The following is an 18,238-nucleotide window of genomic DNA, read 5'->3' on the forward strand; positions in this document are numbered from 1 at the left end:
TCCGCGCTGCGGTCAAGCGGCGGCGCGCAACTCGAGCTGGTTCAGTCGTTCGGCCCGTGCTGCGCGCCCGGTCTCGCCGCCGGCGTCATGCCACAACAGGTCGTGCCACAGCTCGATCAGCTCCAGCCGTCGCGCCGCTTCGTCGGCCGAGAGGCGGCGATCGGCGATCTGGGCGGGATAGAACTTGCGGCGGAGGGCGATCTCGCGACGGAGCGAGTGGATCATCTCGCTCCAGCTGGCGTCGCCCATGCCCTCGATCGCGCCGACCGATCGAGCGATCGAGCGCCAGACGCGGAGCTCACGGTCGGCGACAGGACGTTCCAGGCGCCCCTTCGCGACCAACAAGGCGTAGGCGGCGCGCCGGCGTCCGAGCTCGGCGACCAGCTCGCCGCGAAGCGCGATCCAGAAGTCGTCGGCAGGCATCGAACATCGTCAACTCTGCCGTCGCCTCATGCCGAGGCAATCCGCTGACATAGCGAGCGGCATCAATCGACTGCCACGACGGCGGGACACCGGGAGGGAGTACGGCGCGCAAGGCATTGTCGACCATCACATTGGCGGGCGGTCGCGGACCTCGGCTGATCTGGTGGTCCAGATGCTTATCAAGCACGCTCTCGACGCTATAACGCCGGCTCACGCTCCCTTCCCCCCGTGCTGGTGCGGTTCGGTGGCGAGGGCGGCGACAGCATCAGCTACAGCGGCGTTACGCTCGCGCTGGCGATGCTCGATGCTGAACGAAAGCACCGGGTCGGTTTCCGCTCGCAAAGCGCGATTGATGGCTGACCGAACGATCCGCTCGACCGTAGCCGCGTCCAGCCGCTGCGAGGGGGTGGCGGAACGGTCGGGGATCGCAAACCAGAACAGCGGGCGGCTGTAGCCTTCCGCCTGATTGTCCCAATCCTCCAGCATGACCGCATCCGCTTCCCAAGCGCCGACACGTTCGCACCACTTCATCGGTGTAGGGCGATCCAGCCCACCGCCATCGGCAATGAACCATGAACCGACACGCGGAGCGCTGTCGATCGACCGCCACCCCTCCTTCGCGTCCAGCCCCTGCAGAGAGGGCGGCGGTATCGGTAGCGATCGTGATGGCCTTCACGCCGAGCCGGGCAGCGTGCGCGCGGATGACGGCGGTTGCCGCGTCGACTTCCCCCGGCGCACATGATGGGGCGGGGGCGGCAAGGGCCAGCACGCGCTTGACGGCTTCGGCCTTGAAAGCGTCGGCGGCGCTTTCGGGATCGTGGTAGCCCGCCGCCTCACACCCGCGTTCGATGATGCAGCCGCACGGCTTTCCGTCGCGTTCATCCATCATCGCTTCGTGGATCGCCTGAAACGTTGCCGCCTCACAGTCCTGCGGCTTCAAGGCGGCGTCAAGATGATCGCCGCGCTCGATCTGCGCGGCCTTGAACCCGAGCGTCGCAGCCACCTCATGAAGCGCACGCGCATCGGTTGGCGCTTCCTCGCTGTAGGCATCGGCGTTCGCGCGCATCGTTGCGGCATCGGCCCGAAGCATCGCCACGATTAAAGCGCGTTCTGGCGTCTCGTTGATGGCGGCGTCAAGCGCCGTCTCGAACGTGCCCCAATGGGTTGCGTCATCGGCATCTAGCCACGCGCGCACCGCCGTCTTTACATCGGCGGCTGTCGTCAGCTTCGGCACCTCCCCCGATACGCCCTGACCGCTAGGTGCGGGTGAGGCGGATACGGGAATATCGACGCAGCGATCGCGGCGGGCAAGAGCGTCATCTGGCACACCGAACCGGGCGCCGAGGCGTTCACTGCCACCCAGATCGGCTATCGCTACGACTTCAACGCAGCTCTGCGCGCCTATGCCGCTGCGAACCCGCAGACCCTTCGCGTCTTCGATTTCGCCGCCTCGGTGCTGGTCGACCCGACCTCCACGACCTCGATCGCGTTCAAGAGCGGCTACAGCTACGACGGCACGCACCTGACGAACATTGGCGCGCGCGCGGCGGGCAATGACTTCGCTGCCTGGGCCGCAACGCAGATCGGCGGCACTGTCGTTGACCTGCTCGCGCTCAACGCTTCGACGCTGGCCACGAACGGCCGGTTCACCACGGCCACCGGCGGTAGCACCGTCACCGGCATCTCCGGATCGGTGCCGGCTTCGTGGGGCGCCAACAAGGGCGGCACGCCAACGGCTAACGTCTCAACCGGCCCCGCTCCCGATGGTGTCGGCAACGAGTTCATCGCTGCCATCACGTCGACGGCCAACAGCGATCGACTGCTGTTCTCGCAGCAGATCACGACCGGCCTTGCGATGGGCGACAAAGTCCGGCTCGCCGCAGAGATCGCGGTTGACGCGGGCTCGGTCAATCTCCGTTCGGTTCGTGCCTATGCGACCGCATGGTTCGACGGCGTGACGGTCAACGTCGTCAAGTTCGACATGCAACCGATCGCCGCTCACCTCAACGGGTCCAGCGGCGCGTATGTCAACCTGCTGTCGCCGGATATCCTGACGTTGACCCGCTCTGGTTCGACCACATTCGACCGTCTCGACATTGCGTTCGCGGCCGAGTTCCGCGGGCCGGGCAGCGCAACCATCCGGATCCGCAAAGTTGTGGTGGTCAAGGTTTAAACAGACAATGGCGGACTGCTGTGAAACTTGCGGTTGGCCGCGCCAAACGCTGGTGGAGCTGCCTCGTGCCGTTCACGGCGTTCAGCGAATACGGCCCGACCCGCGGTGCGGACGGCAAACTGCCACTCCACTTGTTCGACGTGCCCAGCCGCCCAATCGTCAGCCTCGCCGGCGTCTGGCGCCCGGCGGAAGGCGGCGCGGTGTTCGCCTTCCTGACGACCGACCCCAACCCGCTGGTCGCACCGATCCACCCCAAGGCCATGCCGGTGCTGTTGCACGAGGAAGACGAAACGGCGTGGCTCACCGCGCCGTTCGATCAGGCGATCCTGCTCGCCCAGCCCTTCCCGTCGCAACTGATGAGCGTCGTTTAGAACGTTAAAGATGGCCCTGCTAGACACTTGCACCATGGACACGCCAAAGCCGCAAGCCAAACTCCATCCATGGACCCTGTCCTTCGAGCCGGAAGAGCCCGACGCCGAGTGCTCGCATTGCGGCGCGCCGTTCGTCGCGGGTGACGGCATGGTGACCGAGGGCTTCAGCCTCTGCCCGGTCTGCGACGCGCGCGACTGAACAGCCTTGACGTCGACGCTCGCACGCGCCTTTCGGGACACGCGCGAGCGTCAACCGCTCAGGCCGGCATGGCGTGCCCGCTGATCAGCAACTCGGCTGCCTTCGTGCTACCGACCGCGCCGACGGTGTAGGTCGTGGCGACCTCCGTCATGTTGAACCCGGCGAACGTCGCACGCACCCCGGGCGTATCGTTGATCGACATGAGGAACCGCCCCTTCAGCCCGCGCAGCGACTGCGCCAGCCGCTCGAAGTCGGCCCGGCCGAACACGTCCTGCCCATAGTCCGTCTCGCAGCCCCAATAGGGCGGATCGAGGTAGAACAGCATGCCGGCGCGATCGTAACGGCGGATGAACTCGCCGAAGTCCAGCTACTCGATCACGACGCCGGCGAGGCGATCGTGGATCTCGGCCAGCATCGGCTCCAGCTTGGTGACGTTGAAGCGCGCGCCCTGCGTCCGATCGACGCCGAAATGCCGCCCGTCGACCCGCCCGCCAAACGCCAGCCGCTGAAGATACAGGAATCGCGCCGCGCGCTGGAGATCCGTCAGCCGCTCGGCCGGAATCGCGCGCAGCCGCTCGAACTCAGCGCGACTGGCGACGCGAAAGCGCAGCATGTCGAGCAGATAGGCGTAATGCTCCTGAAGCACGCGGAAGAAGGTGGCGACATCACCAGACGCATCGTTGATCACCTCGACACGCGGTCGGGCACGCCGGCGCAGGAAGATCCCGCCCATGCCGACGAACGGCTCGCCATAGCCGTCGTGCGGGATCTGCTCGATCAGCTTGGTGACGCGAGCGGCGAGGTTACGCTTGCCGCCGATATAGCTCGCCGCGGGAGCGACGGGCCGAACCGAGATAAGGCTGTCCAACATTGAGATGCTCGCATTATTGGGTCGCGCCCGAAGCGATTCGGGTGCGGACGACCGACTGGTCATCAGGTTATGGCGAGCTTTCCCTCGTCGGCGATCCGGGCTGCCACCCGGCTCTCCCCGCGCGACCCATCAGGCCGCGCGCGAAATCAGCCGGTCTGCGTCGAGGGCCGCTGGCGGAACCGCACCACCTCTTGCCCCAGCCAGTCGTTCACCTCGAGAAACGCCGCCTGCAACGGCTCGATCTCCAGCTCGTAGAACATCGCGGTCGCATCCTTGGGTTTGCAACCGGCATCGCGCAGGGCAAGCTGTCGGGCGACGTCATCGTGACCACCCCGCTTTGGGATGGCGGCGTCACCGGCTTCACCGCGTCGCAGAATGATTATGCCGCGGCGACGATCGCCACGGCGCTGGCCGCCGACGTGCCGGTGCTCGACGTGCGCGCGGCGTGGCGCTCGTTCGCGGTCGCAAACGGGCTGGGCTGGTACAGCGACACCGTGCATCCGACCTTCCTCGGCTACGCCACCAAGGCGTCGCTGGTCAGCGAGGCGGTGCGGCGCGTGCTGAACCTCTGGGCGCGCTGACCTCGTGACCAAGCTCGACAGCCTGCGCGACCTGCTGCTGCGCGCGGTGCCGGCGCTGCGCGCCAGCCCGGAGACGCTGTCGATCTTCGTCGACCGCGGGCGCGTGGCGGCGCGCGCCGGGTCGTCGCTGTCGTTCGAGTACCGCTACACCGCCAATCTCGTCGTGCAGGATTTCGCAGGGAGCCCCGACCAGATCGTCGTGCCGCTGCTGGCGTGGATCGCGCGCCACCAGCCCGACCTGATCGCCAAGCCTAACGGCGAGCCGATCACCTTCGAGGCCGAGCTGCTCGACGCCGATCGCCGACCTCGATGCCGCGATCGGCGTCGCCGGCACCGGCACCGGCGGAACGCTCCGCCCCGCGCTTCAGGCGATCGCCGACCAGGTCCGTGCGCCGGTGATCGTGGTGCGCGTCGCGACCGGCGCGGACGCCGCCGGCACCACCGCCAATCTGATCGGCGGTACCTTCGGCGACGTGATCGAGAATGACCGGCACCGCACGGTCCTCACCGAGGCGTCTTTGGGCGGAGGATCGGGCGGCACGATATGGCTGGCGGGGCTGCCTATCAGGTGGACAGCTACCGCTCGCGCACCTTCACCGCGTTCGACTACACCTACCGCGTGCCGGCACTGTTCGCGCAAGGTGAGCAGACGCTGTTGCCCGACCTGACGCTGGCGGGCAGCGCGCGGCTCGACGATCACAGCGAATATGGCGCGCGGGTCAGCCCGCGCCTGTCGATGCTGTTCAAGCCTGGGCCGTGGTCGGTGCGCGCCTCGATCGGGCGCGGGTTCTATGCGCCTACGCCGTTCATCGAAGAGGTAGAGGCAGCGGGGTTATCGCGGATCGAGCGGCTGCGTGGGCTACGGGCCGAAACGGCCGACAGCGCATCGATCGACTTCGGCTATGCGAGAGGCCCCATCGAAGCAAGCCTGACGCTGTTCGGGTCGAACATCGACCATGCCGTGCAGCTTCGCAACGTTGGCGCCACGCGCGCCGAACTGGTCAACGCTGATGGCGTCACCCGCACCAGAGGCGCCGAACTGCTGCTGCGCTACCGCCTCGATGCGATCACCTTCACCGGCAGCTATGTCCGTACTGACGCTCGCGAGCCGAACCCGGACGGAACGGGGCGGCGTCTCGTTCCGCTGACCCCGCGCGACACCGCAGGGCTGACGGCGGTGTGGGAAACGCACGACCGGGGCAGGGTCGGACTGGAAGCCTATTACACCGGACGCCAGTCATTGGACGACAATCCCTACCGCACCCGCAGCCGTCCCTATGTCGAGCTGGGTGCGATGGGCGAATTGGTGCTGGGAAAGGTCAGCCTGTTCATCAATGCCGAGAACCTCCTGAACTTCCGCCAGACCCGTTACGACCCATTGCTGCTACCCCGCCGCGCACCGGACGGTTCGTGGACGGTCGATGCCTGGGGACCGCTGGACGGGCGCACCATCAACGGCGGTATCCGCTTCAGGTTCGGCGCGGATTGAGCCAGCTCGGCGCGCGCCTTCCGGATGATCTGCACGCCACCGGAAACGCCCAGACCAGCAAGGATCGCGGCAACCGCAATGTCGGGCCATCCGGTGCCGGTCCCGAACACGCCGAACGCCGCGCCCACGACGGCGATGTTGCCGATCGCGTCGTTGCGCGAGCATATCCAGACCGATTGCCGGTTCGCATCGCCGCCCCGGTGCCGCCAGAGCAGTGCGGCACAAATGACATTGGCGACCAGCGCAGCCACGCCGACGACGCCCATTGTTTCCGCTCCCGGCAGCGTGCCGTTGGCCGCCATCCAGACGGTATAGCCCAGCACCCACATGGCCAGCAGGAGTAGCGACACCCCTTTTGCGAGCGCCGCATGGGCGCGCCAGCGCAGTACCAGCCCCGTGACACCGAGGCTGATCGCGTAGTTCGCGGCGTCGCCCAGAAAGTCGAGCGCGTCCGCTTTCAGGGATGCGGAATGCGCAGCGACGCCCGCCACAATTTCCACCCCGAACATGCCGGCATTGATGGCGAGCGCGATCCACAGCACGCGCCGCCATGCCGGATCATTCTTGCTGGTCGAAGCGGCGCAGCCGCCGCAGCATCCACCTGCCATGTCGTCACCTCTTTAACATCGGAGCGACACCCCATCTAATGTCTGTAGCAACTATAGGGTCAAAGTGGCGGTGCTGACGATTGGAGATTTGGGCAAGGCGACCAACACCAAGGTCGAAACCGTCCGCTATTACGAGCGCATCGGATTGCTGCCAAAGCCTGTCCGGAGCAGCGGCAATTATCGCACCTATGGCGCGGCCGAGCTGGGCCGGTTGTCGTTTATCAGGCGCGCACGCGACCTCGGCTTCTCGCTGGACCAGGTGCGTGCGTTGTTGAGCCTGTCGGATGATCGCACCTGCGATTGCGCCGGCGTCGATCGTATCGCAAATGAGCATCTGCGTGAGGTGGATCGCAAGCTCGCCGACCTGACTGCCCTGCGCCGCGAACTGAAGGCGGTCATCGAATCCTGTGATGGCGGCACCGTTGCAGAATGCCGGATCATTGAGGCGCTGGCACCCTCCGCCGATGGTCGTAAATCGTCCCGAATGGCCTAGTTGACGAGTTTCGGGATGCCTGTCGCTTTCCCAATTTGCAATCCCAATCGGGACGATCGCCGGGCTTAGCGTACGATTTTGACCATCCTCTCACCGGACCCCAACAAGGAAGAGTGGCGGTCCGTCCAGCCACTTCGTGCTCAATGAGCCAAGCCAACCGCTCGGTGTTTATGCATGGAGTGGACCCGCAGACAATCAGGAGATCTGACGAGACCGTCTCGTAGAGAGGTCATTATCCAGCGAGCGGCTCAATCCGCCGGAACAAGCTTCCTATCCGTCGGACGCGAACCGGGAGAAGTCCGACGATCATATCAAGTGTGCTGTCAATCCGAGCCAGGTCGAATACGCCACTGATCCGAAGCGATGCCGCCGCGTCGGTGATGGCGAGGATGCCGGGCTGATAAGGACGGAGAGCTGCAATCAACGAGCCCAACGGACGGTCATGCAGAAGGAGGCTGCCTTGTACCCAGCTGGAAGCGTCCAGCGTCTCGTTGGCGGCAAGCTGGCGCAGGGCTCCATCTACCAGGGCAAAACCCTCCCCTGCGTGCGCCCGATTCGTCAGGCGATCCCCCAGCGTCACTACGATCGGCTGATCGATGGCGACGACGCGGCTATCGCCCGCGCGATGAACGATCATCGCGGTCCCTCGCGGCCACGTAACATGCAAGGCTCCAGCCGTCACGGTGAATGGCTGCGCTGATGGCGCTGCCGTAATGAGCGCCGTACCTTCACGGATCGACAGCCCGCGCCTATCGTCCGCCATCGCATCCGCGGCGCTGCGCGCATCGAGCGTCAGCACGCTACCGTCCGGGAGCGGGTATTGCTTGCGTTGGGCGGTATTGGTCCGAAAGCGGGCGCCCGCGTCAACCAGGGGAACGAAGCGATCGACGGTGGCGAGGCAGAACGCCGACCCCGCCACCGCCCCGGCCCCCTTCCGCAAGACCGTTCGCCGCGACACGCGCTGCTGTTCCAGCGATGCCGCCAATGCTGCACCTGAAATATGCGCAGCCACGGACCGGAACGGTGCCAGCGCCCCGTCCAGCCGGTGCCAGGCGGCGAGATGCCGGTGGTCCGTGGTCAGCCATGCCTCGAACTCGAGCCGTTCGGCGGCTGTCAGCGCGTCTTCCCGGATGGCCATCATCCAGCCGATTGCTTCGTCGACGACATGGGCGGGAAGTGCATCCGTCTCATCCGTCATGCTCGAATTCCTGGTAACAGGCGCGCATCGCGGTGGCGATATGCCTGCGGATCATGCTGACCGACAGGCCGAGACGCTGCGCGATCTCGGCATGACGTAGCCCGTCGACATGGCTGAGCAGAAGCGCGGAACGCGTCTTTACCGAAAGCGGCTTCAACACATGTTCTATCCGTTGCAACGCCTCGAGGATAATCATCCGTTCTTCCGCCGAAGGCTCGAGCGCGGGCGGCAGATGGGCGATCGCCGCCTCGTAATGGCGTCGCAGCGCGTCCTTGTCGTTCAGGTCGAGCAGCAGGCGGCGCGCGATGACCGTCATGATCGCGCGTGGTTCCCTGATCGCCTGTTGCCCGACCACGCGAACGATCCTGACCATGGTTTCGGCGGCGACCTCGTCGACATGATCGCTGAGGCGGGTGCGCGGGCGCAGCCAGCGACGCAGCCAATCGTAGTGCAGGCGGAATATCTCTTCCGCCGTCCAGTCTGATTTGACACCCACGTTCATGGCGGCAACAGATCAGAAACATGAATATCCTATAAGATCGATATAGTATCGCGGTTGAAACGAGAAATATCCTAAATCGACTGGTCGCGCCTACCGGGCCGCTTGTCGAAACGAGAATTCGATCGGAACCGTCAACGCCAGATCGCGATCCTCGATGCTGGCCGGGGGCGGTGGCAGGCGGACGCGGTGGAGCAGGTCCAGCACCTCGTCCGCCAAATCGTCGAACCGGCTTTGACCGACCAATCGGCGGTCGCGAATCTTGCCGGCCCGGTCCACGACAAAGCGCACGACCAGCGTCGCTTCCTCATGCGCGAAACGGGCGGAGGCAGGATAGCGTTTGGCGGCTTCCAGCCGTGCGATTACCTCCGATTGCCACGCCGCCGCCGCGCGCGGATCGCCATCTTCGGCGCTGGCGAGGCGGTCCACTGCCGCCTTTTGCACTGCGGTCTCCGCGAGCTGCGGCGGCGTAGGCGGACCCGGTGGCGGTGATGGCCGCGGCGGTTGCACCGGCCGGGGCGGCGGGAGATGGAGATCGGCCTCGGCACTCACTGGAGGAGCGTCGATCCGGTCGAGCGGCGTCGGCGGCTCCACGCGCGGTCGCGGTGCGGCGGACAACGCGCTGATGTGCGGCTGTGGGACGGGCGACGGCGGCAGGCTGACCAGTTCCACCGCCATGCTTGGTGGCGTCGAGGATGGCGGCGCAGCATGGTCGACGCTGACGACGAGCGACAGCAGGATACCGCCATGCAATATCGTCGCCACGGCCAAACCGGTCCACCAGCGGTCCCGTCGCTCCGTGGGCACGTCGTATGTCACCGCTCGCGCTCGCGTCCGACCAGCGCAACGCGTGTGTAGCCGGCGTCGCGCAGCGCATCCAACGCATCCATGACCATCGCGTAACTCAGCGATCGATCCGCGGCGAGCAGGACGCGATCGTCCCGCCGCAATCCCGCCGTGATCAGCGCGCGACGCAGCCCCGGACGCGACACCGGCCGATCGTTCACGACGAGCGTTCGGTCCGCCCGGACGGTCACGACGACGGGGCGCGCGTCGGCTGCCACCGGCTTTGCCCCCGAGCGCGGAAGATCGACGGGCTGCGCCACGCTGGAGGCCTGGGCGGCGATCATCGTGATGATGAGCAGCACGAGGATCACGTCGATAAATGGGGTAAGATTGATCTCGCTACATTCCTCGAAATCATCCGCTCGCCGGTCCGATATCGCCATGGTTCAGGCGCTCCCCGTCCGGCGCGCGGCGGCGACCGCGATCGTCTCCATCTCACGGGCCGCCAATCCCGCCAGCAGCGTCGCCGCCGTCGCGAGTGCATCACGATTGGCAGCGAGGCGGCGCAGCAGGTAATTGTACATGATCGTCGCGGGGATCGCCGCGACCAGCCCCAGCGCGGTGGCCAGCAGCGCCTCCGAGATGCCGGGCGCGACGACGGCGAGGCTCGTCGCCTTGGCGGCACCGATACCGGCGAAGCTGTGCATGATGCCCCATACGGTCCCGAACAGACCGACGAACGGCCCGACCGAACTGATCGACGCGAACACCGGGAGTCCCTCCCGCAGTCTCGCCAGCGCCGCGCCTTCGATCCGCGCGATCCGCTCGCCCACCCGCTGTGCCGCGCCCTCGACCCGTCCGTCGTCGATCAAAGCGGCCGAGGACGTGATCTCGCGTCGTGCCGCCTCCGCCATGGCGGTCGTCGCGCGATCGAGGTCGCGCAGGTCCGCGAGACATGCGGCCTGCTCGATCTGCGCGGTTGCGCCGCGAACACCGCGCAGGCTTTCGCGCATGGCGTTCAGCTTGACCACACACAGGGTCCAGCTGACGAACGATGCCGCGACGAGGATGAGCATCACGAACTGAACCACCGCATCGGCATGACGGAACATCGCAAGCGCATCGGCATCGACGCGTAGGGTCGTCGCCGCCGATGCTGGCGCGGACAGAAGCAAGGCTGAGAGGCCGGCGGCAATCCAGTGAAGGACACGGCGGGGCAGGTAGGGCGGACGGATCATCGGGTGGTTTCCGAAACAAGACAGAGGGAGGGGGAACGACCATCGCCAGTCGTGATCGGCTGCAACGACCAACCGTTCTCGCGCAGATCAAGGACGAGATGATGGAAAGGAATGACGCTGGCGCGGTGGGCGACGCTGACAACCGTTGCCCCCGCTTCGACGAGCAGGGCGTAAAGATGCGCCTCCATCGGCACATCGACCGCGCTGGTCGCTTCGTCGAGGAAGACGTGCGTCGGCCTGGCAAGCAGGAAGCGCGCGAAGCCGATCCGCTGCTGTTCGCCCAGCGAGAGGAGGCGAGCCCAGTCCTTTTCCACGTCCAGACCACCGTGACGATCCGCCAGATCGCCCAGCCGGACGCGCGCCAGCACCGCGAGAAGCTCGGCATCCGTGATGGCGCAGCCGTCCGGCTCGTGCGGATAGAGCAGCTGGCTGCGCAGCGTACCGAGCATCATATAGGGCTTCTGCGGCATGAACATCACGCGATCGGACGGCGGCACCTCGACCCGGCCCGCGCCGCGCGTCCACAGACCGGCGAGAACCCGCAGGAACGAACTCTTGCCGACGCCGGTCTGTCCGGCGACCAGCATCCGTCGGCCCGGCGACAGTTCCAGCGTGATATCCTCGACAAGACTGCGTTCGCCATCCGGCGTCTTGTAGGTGAGCCTCTCGACACGGATCGTGTCGCCACCCCGGCGCAGATCGATCGAATGCTGCCCCGGCGTTACAGCGGCGCTGACCGCGCGAACAGCGTTCGACTTCTCGATGATCTGCGCCAGCCGGACCACGTTGGGTGCAACACTGGTCATGGTCGGGATCAGCCGCTCGAGCCCGCCGAGCGCGCTCTGGATGAACATCGTCGCCGTTGCCGCCGAAGCGATCGCGCCATATTCGATACGGCCAGCCAGAAAGAGCGGCACGACGAAGATCAGCGGCAGCACGAAGTCGGCGAGCTGAAACAGCTTGATGAAGAAATTGACCCGGATGTCGTTCAGGGCATGTCGGATCGTCTGGCGCACGGCATGGTCCAGCCGGACGCGGATCTGATGACGTTCCGCCCGCTCACCACCGTAGAAGGCGATCGTCTCGGCATGATCGCGGACGTGCAGCACGCCGTAGCGCAGGTCCGCCTCCGCGATCTTGATGTCCCAGGCGATGCCGATCCCGGGGCGGTAGACATAGACGAAGCTCAGGAAGCGGACCGCCGCGAGCGTGAAGATCGCGGGGGCGATATAGGGCGAGATACGGCCAAGGAGCGCCACCTGCACCGACACCGAAAAGCCGATCGCCATCAGCGCGGGCGGAAACTGCACCAGCGCCTTGCACAAGGGCGCAACTTCCTCTTGGATACGCTGATCGGGATTGTCGATGTCCCGATCGACGGTGATGTCGTAATAGGTGCGATGATCGAGGTAGCGATCGACCAGAAGGCTGGTCAGCCAACGGCGCCAATGCACCTCCAGATAATCGGTCGCGAATTCGCTGGTCCATGATATCGCGGCGCTGACGATCATCGCGACACCGATCGTGATCGTCAGTGGCCAGAAGAGATCGACGTTCTTCGCGACCAAAGCGTTGGTCTGGTCGCCGGTCCATTTGGTCATGAAGCCGCCGAGCGCCGCGTTGACGGCGTTGCACACGAAACCGGTTGCGAACAGCGCCCAGGGCAGCACGGCACCGCGCCGCAGCCAGTAAGGTCCCGCCAGCAGCCCGAGGCGGCGGAAAAAGGCGGCGTTGATCTTGCGATCGCGCGGCAGGACATGAACCTGCGATCGCATCGTCCCGGTGGATGGTGGCGGCGTGTTCGCCATCAACCGTGCTCCCCAACGACGATCGTGCCGGATTGGGCGACACCATCCAGCGCGGCGGCAATCCGTTCTGCCTCACCGAGCAGGGTCGTCACGAGGTCCTCGTTTGCCGGCAACAGCCGGTGCGCCTGCGTGCGCAGTACCTCCGGCGTCAACGCCTCGACGCGCGCGCGCGCCGCTAGCCAGTCCTCGTGTCGGTCATAGTCATATTCGAGCGCGATCTGCATCGCATTCACCGCCGAGCTGGCCCGTTCGCTATATCGAGCGAGCGTCTGGCGCTGCACCCTGCGGAAAGCCTCGATCTCCGCCTCGGTCGCGGGTCGATCCTCGCGCAATCCGGCGATCACGCGGCGCAGTTCGAGCAGCGCCTTCCCGGTCAGGCCGGGCTTCACCTCGGCGCTCAACGATCCATGACCCGGCCCGCGCCGGCTGAGCAACTCGCCCGCCCCGCCCTGCACGCCATAGGTCCAGCCGAGATCCTGCCGCAGCCGCAGCCCGGCGCGCGCGCCGAAGTCGCCGGCGAGGATATGTCCCAGACATTGGAGGCCGACCGCTTCGTCCATGTCGAGCGCGTCGTCGATCCGCCACGTGAGCGTGATCCTGACGGATTTGCGCCCCGGCGCATCGACGATCCGGATGCCGGGCTCGACGGGCGCGAGGGCGAGCCGCGTCGGCATCGCGCCGGGCTTCCCGGGGGCCCAGCCATCGAACATCGCCTCGGCCAGCGCCACCGCATCGGCCAGCCGGATATCCCCAGCCAGCAGCAGGACCGTCTCATCCGGGTGCCACGAAGCAGCGTGGAAACGCTCAAGGTCGGTGGCGGTGAGCTGCGCCGCGATGTCGGGAGCGGCGGGCATGGCATCGGCGAGGCGGTGCCGCGCGCCGAACAACGCCCGGTTCGTCTCGCGCCATGCCTGCGCGGCGGGGTCGGTGGCGCGCGCGCGGGCTTGCGCTGTCATCGCGGCCAGCACCCGCGCCTGATCGTCCGATCCGAAGCACGGCCGTAGGAGGAGATCGCCGGCGAGCCCCATCGCGCTCGGCAGCGCGCCCGCCAGCCCGCCGATATCGAGGAGCGCGCGGTCGAGCAGGACCCGCATGGCCGGACGCAGACCGGCGCGCGCCGCGCGGCTGGCAAGCGTGGCAGCGGTGTCGGCACCGGCGCCGATGGCCGGCAGCGACCCGGCCAGTTCCGCGATCCCCTCCAGCCCTACCGGCTCCTGTGCCCGTCCGCCGCGCCCGAGCACGCGCAGATGGAAGTGCCGGTCGCCCGGCCGGTGCACGACCCGCAGCCGCGCCCCGCATCGCAACCGCGCTTCCTCGCCCAGCGGCACGTTGACCGCGACCGCTGCCGGGTCGCCGATCGACGGCGCACCCGCCGCCACGCGCGGCAGCGCGACGGCGGGCGGTATCCGGTCGACCAGCAACGTAAAGCCGTCGCGCGTCAGCCAGTCCCTGATCGCGTCGCGAATGTCCTTTTCATCGAGATCGGCGATGATCTGTGCCTCGCGGCGGGACCAACGCGCGTCACGGTGCAGGATTTCGCCCTCGATCAGCGTCGCCGCGCGCTGTTCGAAGGATTCGAGTGCACGGACCCGTTCCGCCAGCATCCGTATGCGGACATCCTCCAGCCGGTCGGCCGCGATGGGCGTCTCGATCAATTCCGCGATCACCGCATCGATCGCCGTCGATGTCGCGAGTTCCGGTGCGCTTTCGAGCGTGACGGAGATGATGAACGTGCCCGTCGCGCGACCACCCAGTGCCTTGGCCTCAACGTGGGTAGCGCGGGCCTGTTCGGTGACGAGACGCTGGTGCAACAGGCTCGATCGCCCCGCGCCCAGCAGTTCCGCCGCGACCAGCAGCGCGACATGGGTGCACGGCGCGGCGACGAGCGAAGGCGTCATCCAGCTTCGGAAGACGATGCCCGGCCGGTCGATGCGGTCGGAGACATGCAGGACGCTCTGGTGCGGCAGGGCGTCGACGCGGGCCAGCACACGTGGGGCGGGTGCGATCGGCGGGATCGACCCGAAATAGCGCTTCACCAACGCCAGCGTCGCCTCCGCGTCGATCGCGCCGGTTATCGCAAGCACCGCGTTGCCCGGCCCGTAATGGGTCGCGTGCCATGCGCGGATCGCCGCCGCACCGTAACCGGCGATATCCCGCTCATGGCCGATCACCGGATGCCGGTAGGGATGATCCACCGGCAGCATCCCCTGCGACAGCCATTCGAACAATTTTCCCAGCGGCCGGGATTCGTTCTGCCGCTTCTCCTCCTGCACGACATTGCGCTCGCGCTCGATGACCGCCTCCTCAAGCGCGTCGGCGAAATTGGCCATGCGGTCCGCCTCGGCGAACAGGACATGGTCGAGCAGGTGCGCAGGGACGGTCTGAAATAGCGCGTCATGTCACGCCCCGTCGTCGCGTTGACGGAGGTCGCGCCCGCGTCCATCATCCGGGTGACGTAGCTGCCCGGCAGCGCGTGCGTGCCCGCGAACATCAAGTGTTCCATGAAGTGGGCGAGTCCGGTCTGGCCGACCCCTTCCTCCATCGATCCGACGCGGTAACCGACGCTGACATGGACCAGCGCGGTCGAGGTATCCGGTTGCAGCAGGACGGTCAGCCCGTTGCCGAGCACCTCGCGCCGGCAGTCGACGTCGACGGCCGCCGCGAGCGCCCCGCTCTCCAGACGCCAGGCGCGCGCCTCGACCAGCGGATCGGCCGGCGCGGTCGCCGCGACTGCCCCCATCACAGCTTCCCCTTCAGCGTCAGCAGAAAGGAGCGCGGCCGGCCGTAGAAGCTGCCGATGCTGGTCTGTACGGTCGAATAATAAACCCGGTCGCCCAGGTTGGTGACATTCGCCTGAAGGCTGAAGCGCCGATCGAGGCGATAGCCCAGCATCGCGTCGATCGTCGCATAGCCGGGGCGGGGCGTGTCGAAAGAGTCGAGCTTCATGCTGTTGCTGGCCGGATCGTAACGGACGAATGCCGTATAGGGCGCGACCTTGCTTTCGATGTGGCCGCCGAAACCGAGCGTCAGCCTGTCTCCCGCGAATTGTGGGCGCCATGTCGCCCAGAATTTAGCGAGATGATCGGGAATGAAGCGCGAGATCGGGAAGGTGATCTGTTGCGCCAGTGCGACCGGGCCTAATTCGTTGTCGGTTCTGGTATAGGTATAGGACGCGTCGATATTGAATCGCGGCGTCAGCGCGCCCTGTAGCTGGAATTCCACGCCCTTGCTGCGCGTCAGTGATCCATCGGTGAGAAAACAGCATTGCGACCCGTTGACCGCGCTCAGCGCGAAATCGGCCTTCGGGTCCATGACGGGCGTGTTTCGGCTTTCGATATAAAAGACAGCTTGCGAGGCATTCAGCGTGCCGCCGGCGAACACCTGCTTCAGCCCGCCTTCGATGTTCACGCCGGTCGCCGGCTTCACCATCGTTCCATCGGCCTGGTAGAAACTGAACCGGTCGAAGATCGAATTGTAATTGGTATAGGCCGACACTTTTCTGGAAAGATCGACGACGAGCGAGAAGTTCGGAGGCGACAGATTGTCGAAACTGGTCGAATTGGCACTGACGACCGGCGGCTTTCCTGCGGGCGTTGCGACGACCGTCTCCACATTCGACTTGTAGGCCGAATAACGTTCGGCGATCGTCAGATGGATGCTGTTGACCGGCGAAATTGTGATGGTCGCATAGCCGCCGAACTGACGCTGACTGTCGTCGGGATTATAGGTCGATGCAACCCGCTTGTACTGCGCTGGCGTCGGTTGCGGGAATTGCTGCGGATCGAATGGAATCACCACGAAATTCCGATAGGCATAGGTGCCGGACGGATGGGTGATCGTCTGCGTGACCCGCTGGTAATTGCCGCCGACCGTCACATCGAAGCCGATCCCCAGCAAGGCGAACTTGCCGTCGAGATACCCGTCGAGCAGGTATTGATTGGACTTGCGGTAGGAGAGATAGGCATTGATCCGGCCGTCGTTCAATTTGCCGGGCGTGGTGCCGACGGCATTGAACCGCGGATTGAAGATGAAGGCGTCGTCCGATCCGTCCTGCCAGACAGCCGTGCTGTTGAGGTGCGCCTTCCAGCTTGCGCCCAGCCGCTGGGTCAGTTGTGCGAATGCTTCCCGACTGTCGGTGGTGGAGCGACTCCACGGCGTGCACAGGCAGGTGCTGCGCGGCAGGTCGAGCAAATGGCCATCCGGTCCCGTCGGCAGACCACGGAACGGCGTGTCGCGATGATGACTGACCTTTGCGCCGACGTTGATCGTCGTCCCGTCGGCGGGGTCGATCTCGATATTGGCATAGACCTGCGCGAACCGGCGGGTCGCGTGATCGTAGAAATAATCGTTACGCTCCCCGGTCACGACCGTCCGCGCCCGGAGCAAACCGCCGAGCAGGATCGGTGAGGACGCATCGAGCACCCCGCGCAACCGGTCCCAGGACCCGCCTTGCAGCGTGACTTCGGTCGCGGCATGGTCGAGCGGGCGCTTGCGTTCCAGGCTGATCGCGCCGCCCGGCGAACCGACCCCCGTGAACGTTCCCGCCGCCCCGCGCTGGATCGCGACGCTATCGTAGATCGAAAGATCGTCGTTGAACGTATATTGCGAGATGAAATTGCCCGCCGGGCCGGCGCCGACGAAGATCGGGGAGCCGCCGTCGATCTGGACGTTGTTGATCGCAAAGCCGCGCGAATTGAAGTCGGTGACGCCCGGCAGCGCGGCAAGCGCATCCGTGACACCGTTGATGGTCCGATCGTCGATCTGCTGCCGCGTGACGACGGACACGGCCTGCGGCGTCTCCTTGAGCGCCAGCGGATGTTTGGAGGCGACGATGGTGCCGGTCGTCGTATAGCTTCGCGTGCCCTCGGTCGCGATCGGGTCGCTGCTGCCATTGGCGCCGACGTAATGGCTTCCTCTGTCCTCCTCGTCAGTCGACGCCGTCACGTGTACCGTCGACAGGATCTGGCCCCCTGCATCGGCGGCAGGCGCGCTGATGATCCAGTCGCCTGAGGCGGTGGTGCGTAGCGACAGCGCGGTGCCGTTGAGCGCCCGACGGATCGCCGCTTCCGGCTCCATCAGGCCGCTCACCCCCGCAGCCGACCGGCCGCGCACTGCCGCGGGATCGAAAATGATGCGTTTGCCCGCTTGCGCGGCGACATTTGTGAGAACGCTGTCCAGCGAACCCGCCGCCACATGAAATTGCGCTACCCGCGCCTGGGCTGCTCCCGCCGGAGCGACCGCAGACATAGCCGTCGCCAGCCACAGAACGGCGATTTTCCGGTTGATACCCCCTGAATGACGCATGCTTCCCCCGCCATCTCGACTGCCAACACGACAGCCTTCCTTGTGATTGACGGGCGAAACCAAAAAAGCGTCACTGCGGCGGCATGGTTTAGTTAGGAGGCACCAGCACTGAGGTAGCCTTATCGCAAGACTGGCGGGCTGCGATTTGCTCCGGTAGATTTTGGTTAGTGCTGGCTGACTGCGCGTCGCTCGCCTGC

18 protein-coding genes and 2 pseudogenes are annotated in these 18,238 nt (G+C 66.0%); 7 read left to right on the forward strand and 13 right to left on the reverse strand.

Annotation, left to right across the window (positions count from 1 at the left end):
• Nucleotides 1–12: 12 nt before the first annotated feature.
• Together FHS97_RS08480 and FHS97_RS08485 are read right to left on the reverse strand one after the other, a co-directional pair.
• Nucleotides 13–423 carry a hypothetical protein gene (locus FHS97_RS08480; protein ID WP_184035827.1) on the reverse strand — a complete coding sequence of 137 codons (411 nt, stop codon included), beginning with the start codon at nucleotides 421–423 and terminating at the stop codon, nucleotides 13–15.
• A gap of 280 nt (nucleotides 424–703) precedes the next feature.
• Nucleotides 704–1,657, reverse strand: coding sequence for a hypothetical protein (locus tag FHS97_RS08485; RefSeq protein ID WP_184035828.1), 954 nt, complete (start codon nucleotides 1,655–1,657; stop codon nucleotides 704–706).
• A 219-nt stretch (nucleotides 1,658–1,876) separates the two neighbouring features.
• Here FHS97_RS08485 and FHS97_RS17255 point away from each other — a divergent pair, with 219 nt between their 5' ends.
• The 3 genes from FHS97_RS17255 to FHS97_RS08500 are packed head-to-tail and all read left to right on the forward strand — an operon-like array spanning nucleotide 1,877 to nucleotide 3,166.
• Nucleotides 1,877–2,596 carry a hypothetical protein gene (locus FHS97_RS17255; RefSeq protein WP_221233215.1) on the forward strand — a complete coding sequence of 240 codons (720 nt, stop codon included), beginning with the start codon at nucleotides 1,877–1,879 and terminating at the stop codon, nucleotides 2,594–2,596.
• Between the two features lie 20 nt (nucleotides 2,597–2,616).
• Entirely contained in the window at nucleotides 2,617–2,967 is a 351-nt protein-coding gene (locus FHS97_RS17260; protein ID WP_221233216.1) for an SOS response-associated peptidase family protein, read from the forward strand.
• A 10-nt stretch (nucleotides 2,968–2,977) separates the two neighbouring features.
• Entirely contained in the window at nucleotides 2,978–3,166 is a 189-nt protein-coding gene (locus tag FHS97_RS08500) for a hypothetical protein (RefSeq protein WP_184035832.1), read from the forward strand.
• 58 nt (nucleotides 3,167–3,224) lie between these two features.
• Here the strand turns inward: FHS97_RS08500 and FHS97_RS08505 are convergent.
• Nucleotides 3,225–4,037, reverse strand: a pseudogene (locus FHS97_RS08505) (DNA adenine methylase).
• Nucleotides 4,038–4,360: 323 nt separating this feature from the next.
• On the opposite strand from FHS97_RS08505, the gene FHS97_RS08515 reads away from it, so the two are divergent.
• The 3 genes and pseudogenes from FHS97_RS08515 to FHS97_RS08525 all read left to right on the forward strand — a co-directional run.
• Complete coding sequence (locus tag FHS97_RS08515) at nucleotides 4,361–4,618, forward strand: hypothetical protein (protein ID WP_184035834.1); 258 nt, start codon at nucleotides 4,361–4,363, stop codon at nucleotides 4,616–4,618.
• 4 nt (nucleotides 4,619–4,622) lie between these two features.
• Nucleotides 4,623–5,105, forward strand: a complete 483-nt coding sequence (locus FHS97_RS17470) for a phage tail protein (protein ID WP_343053404.1) — start codon at nucleotides 4,623–4,625, stop codon at nucleotides 5,103–5,105.
• Nucleotides 5,106–5,162: 57 nt separating this feature from the next.
• Nucleotides 5,163–5,906 (forward strand): annotated as a pseudogene (locus tag FHS97_RS08525) (TonB-dependent receptor plug domain-containing protein); the annotation flags it as partial.
• An 80-nt stretch (nucleotides 5,907–5,986) separates the two neighbouring features.
• Here FHS97_RS08525 and FHS97_RS17475 read toward each other — a convergent pair.
• Nucleotides 5,987–6,715 (reverse strand): cation efflux transmembrane domain-containing protein, encoded by a 729-nt coding sequence (locus tag FHS97_RS17475; protein WP_343053405.1) that lies wholly within the window; start codon nucleotides 6,713–6,715, stop codon nucleotides 5,987–5,989.
• 70 nt (nucleotides 6,716–6,785) lie between these two features.
• On the opposite strand from FHS97_RS17475, the gene FHS97_RS08530 reads away from it, so the two are divergent.
• A complete protein-coding gene (locus tag FHS97_RS08530; protein WP_184036506.1) occupies nucleotides 6,786–7,208 on the forward strand; it encodes a MerR family DNA-binding protein in 423 nt (140 codons plus the stop codon).
• 232 nt (nucleotides 7,209–7,440) lie between these two features.
• On the opposite strand, the gene FHS97_RS08535 is transcribed toward FHS97_RS08530, so the two are convergent.
• The 9 genes from FHS97_RS08535 to FHS97_RS08570 form a co-directional block, all read right to left on the reverse strand.
• Nucleotides 7,441–8,406 (reverse strand): DUF4880 domain-containing protein, encoded by a 966-nt coding sequence (locus FHS97_RS08535; protein ID WP_184035836.1) that lies wholly within the window; start codon nucleotides 8,404–8,406, stop codon nucleotides 7,441–7,443.
• Nucleotides 8,396–8,908, reverse strand: coding sequence for a sigma-70 family RNA polymerase sigma factor (locus FHS97_RS08540; RefSeq protein ID WP_184035838.1), 513 nt, complete (start codon nucleotides 8,906–8,908; stop codon nucleotides 8,396–8,398). Before FHS97_RS08540 ends, FHS97_RS08535 begins: the two co-directional genes overlap by 11 nt.
• Before the next feature lie 90 nt (nucleotides 8,909–8,998).
• Nucleotides 8,999–9,670: a TonB family protein gene (locus tag FHS97_RS08545; RefSeq protein ID WP_184035841.1), complete on the reverse strand. Its 672-nt coding sequence runs from the start codon at nucleotides 9,668–9,670 to the stop codon at nucleotides 8,999–9,001.
• 50 nt (nucleotides 9,671–9,720) lie between these two features.
• The gene (locus tag FHS97_RS08550; RefSeq protein WP_184035843.1) at nucleotides 9,721–10,134 is read right to left on the reverse strand and encodes an ExbD/TolR family protein; all 414 of its coding nucleotides are present in this window, start codon (nucleotides 10,132–10,134) and stop codon (nucleotides 9,721–9,723) included.
• A 3-nt stretch (nucleotides 10,135–10,137) separates the two neighbouring features.
• Nucleotides 10,138–10,929, reverse strand: a complete 792-nt coding sequence (locus tag FHS97_RS08555; protein WP_184035845.1) for a MotA/TolQ/ExbB proton channel family protein — start codon at nucleotides 10,927–10,929, stop codon at nucleotides 10,138–10,140.
• On the reverse strand, nucleotides 10,926–12,737 hold the full coding sequence (locus FHS97_RS08560) for an ABC transporter ATP-binding protein/permease (RefSeq protein WP_184035847.1): 1,812 nt from the start codon (nucleotides 12,735–12,737) through the stop codon (nucleotides 10,926–10,928). The genes FHS97_RS08555 and FHS97_RS08560 overlap by 4 nt, the downstream gene beginning before the upstream one ends.
• Nucleotides 12,737–14,941, reverse strand: a complete 2,205-nt coding sequence (locus FHS97_RS08565; RefSeq protein WP_246346573.1) for a M16 family metallopeptidase — start codon at nucleotides 14,939–14,941, stop codon at nucleotides 12,737–12,739. The genes FHS97_RS08560 and FHS97_RS08565 overlap by 1 nt, the downstream gene beginning before the upstream one ends.
• Nucleotides 14,905–15,477, reverse strand: a complete 573-nt coding sequence (locus tag FHS97_RS17480; RefSeq protein WP_246346558.1) for a M16 family metallopeptidase — start codon at nucleotides 15,475–15,477, stop codon at nucleotides 14,905–14,907. Before FHS97_RS17480 ends, FHS97_RS08565 begins: the two co-directional genes overlap by 37 nt.
• A complete protein-coding gene (locus tag FHS97_RS08570; protein ID WP_184035852.1) occupies nucleotides 15,477–18,104 on the reverse strand; it encodes a TonB-dependent siderophore receptor in 2,628 nt (875 codons plus the stop codon). Before FHS97_RS08570 ends, FHS97_RS17480 begins: the two co-directional genes overlap by 1 nt.
• Between the last annotated feature and the right edge of the window lie 134 nt (nucleotides 18,105–18,238).

The organism is Sphingomonas endophytica (genome assembly GCF_014199415.1).
Classification (GTDB): domain Bacteria; phylum Pseudomonadota; class Alphaproteobacteria; order Sphingomonadales; family Sphingomonadaceae; genus Sphingomonas; species Sphingomonas endophytica.

Coding starts and splice junctions, on each gene's coding strand:
- FHS97_RS08480 (WP_184035827.1), bottom strand. CDS start 423: ATGCCTGCCGACGACTTCTGGATCGCGCTTCGCGGCGAGCTGGTCGCC.
- FHS97_RS08500 (WP_184035832.1), top strand. CDS start 2,978: ATGGCCCTGCTAGACACTTGCACCATGGACACGCCAAAGCCGCAAGCC.
- FHS97_RS17475 (WP_343053405.1), bottom strand. CDS start 6,715: ATGGCAGGTGGATGCTGCGGCGGCTGCGCCGCTTCGACCAGCAAGAAT.
- FHS97_RS08535 (WP_184035836.1), bottom strand. CDS start 8,406: ATGACGGATGAGACGGATGCACTTCCCGCCCATGTCGTCGACGAAGCA.
- FHS97_RS08540 (WP_184035838.1), bottom strand. CDS start 8,908: ATGAACGTGGGTGTCAAATCAGACTGGACGGCGGAAGAGATATTCCGC.
- FHS97_RS08550 (WP_184035843.1), bottom strand. CDS start 10,134: ATGGCGATATCGGACCGGCGAGCGGATGATTTCGAGGAATGTAGCGAG.
- FHS97_RS08555 (WP_184035845.1), bottom strand. CDS start 10,929: ATGATCCGTCCGCCCTACCTGCCCCGCCGTGTCCTTCACTGGATTGCC.
- FHS97_RS08560 (WP_184035847.1), bottom strand. CDS start 12,737: ATGGCGAACACGCCGCCACCATCCACCGGGACGATGCGATCGCAGGTT.
- FHS97_RS08565 (WP_246346573.1), bottom strand. CDS start 14,941: ATGCTGCCGGTGGATCATCCCTACCGGCATCCGGTGATCGGCCATGAG.
- FHS97_RS17480 (WP_246346558.1), bottom strand. CDS start 15,477: ATGGGGGCAGTCGCGGCGACCGCGCCGGCCGATCCGCTGGTCGAGGCG.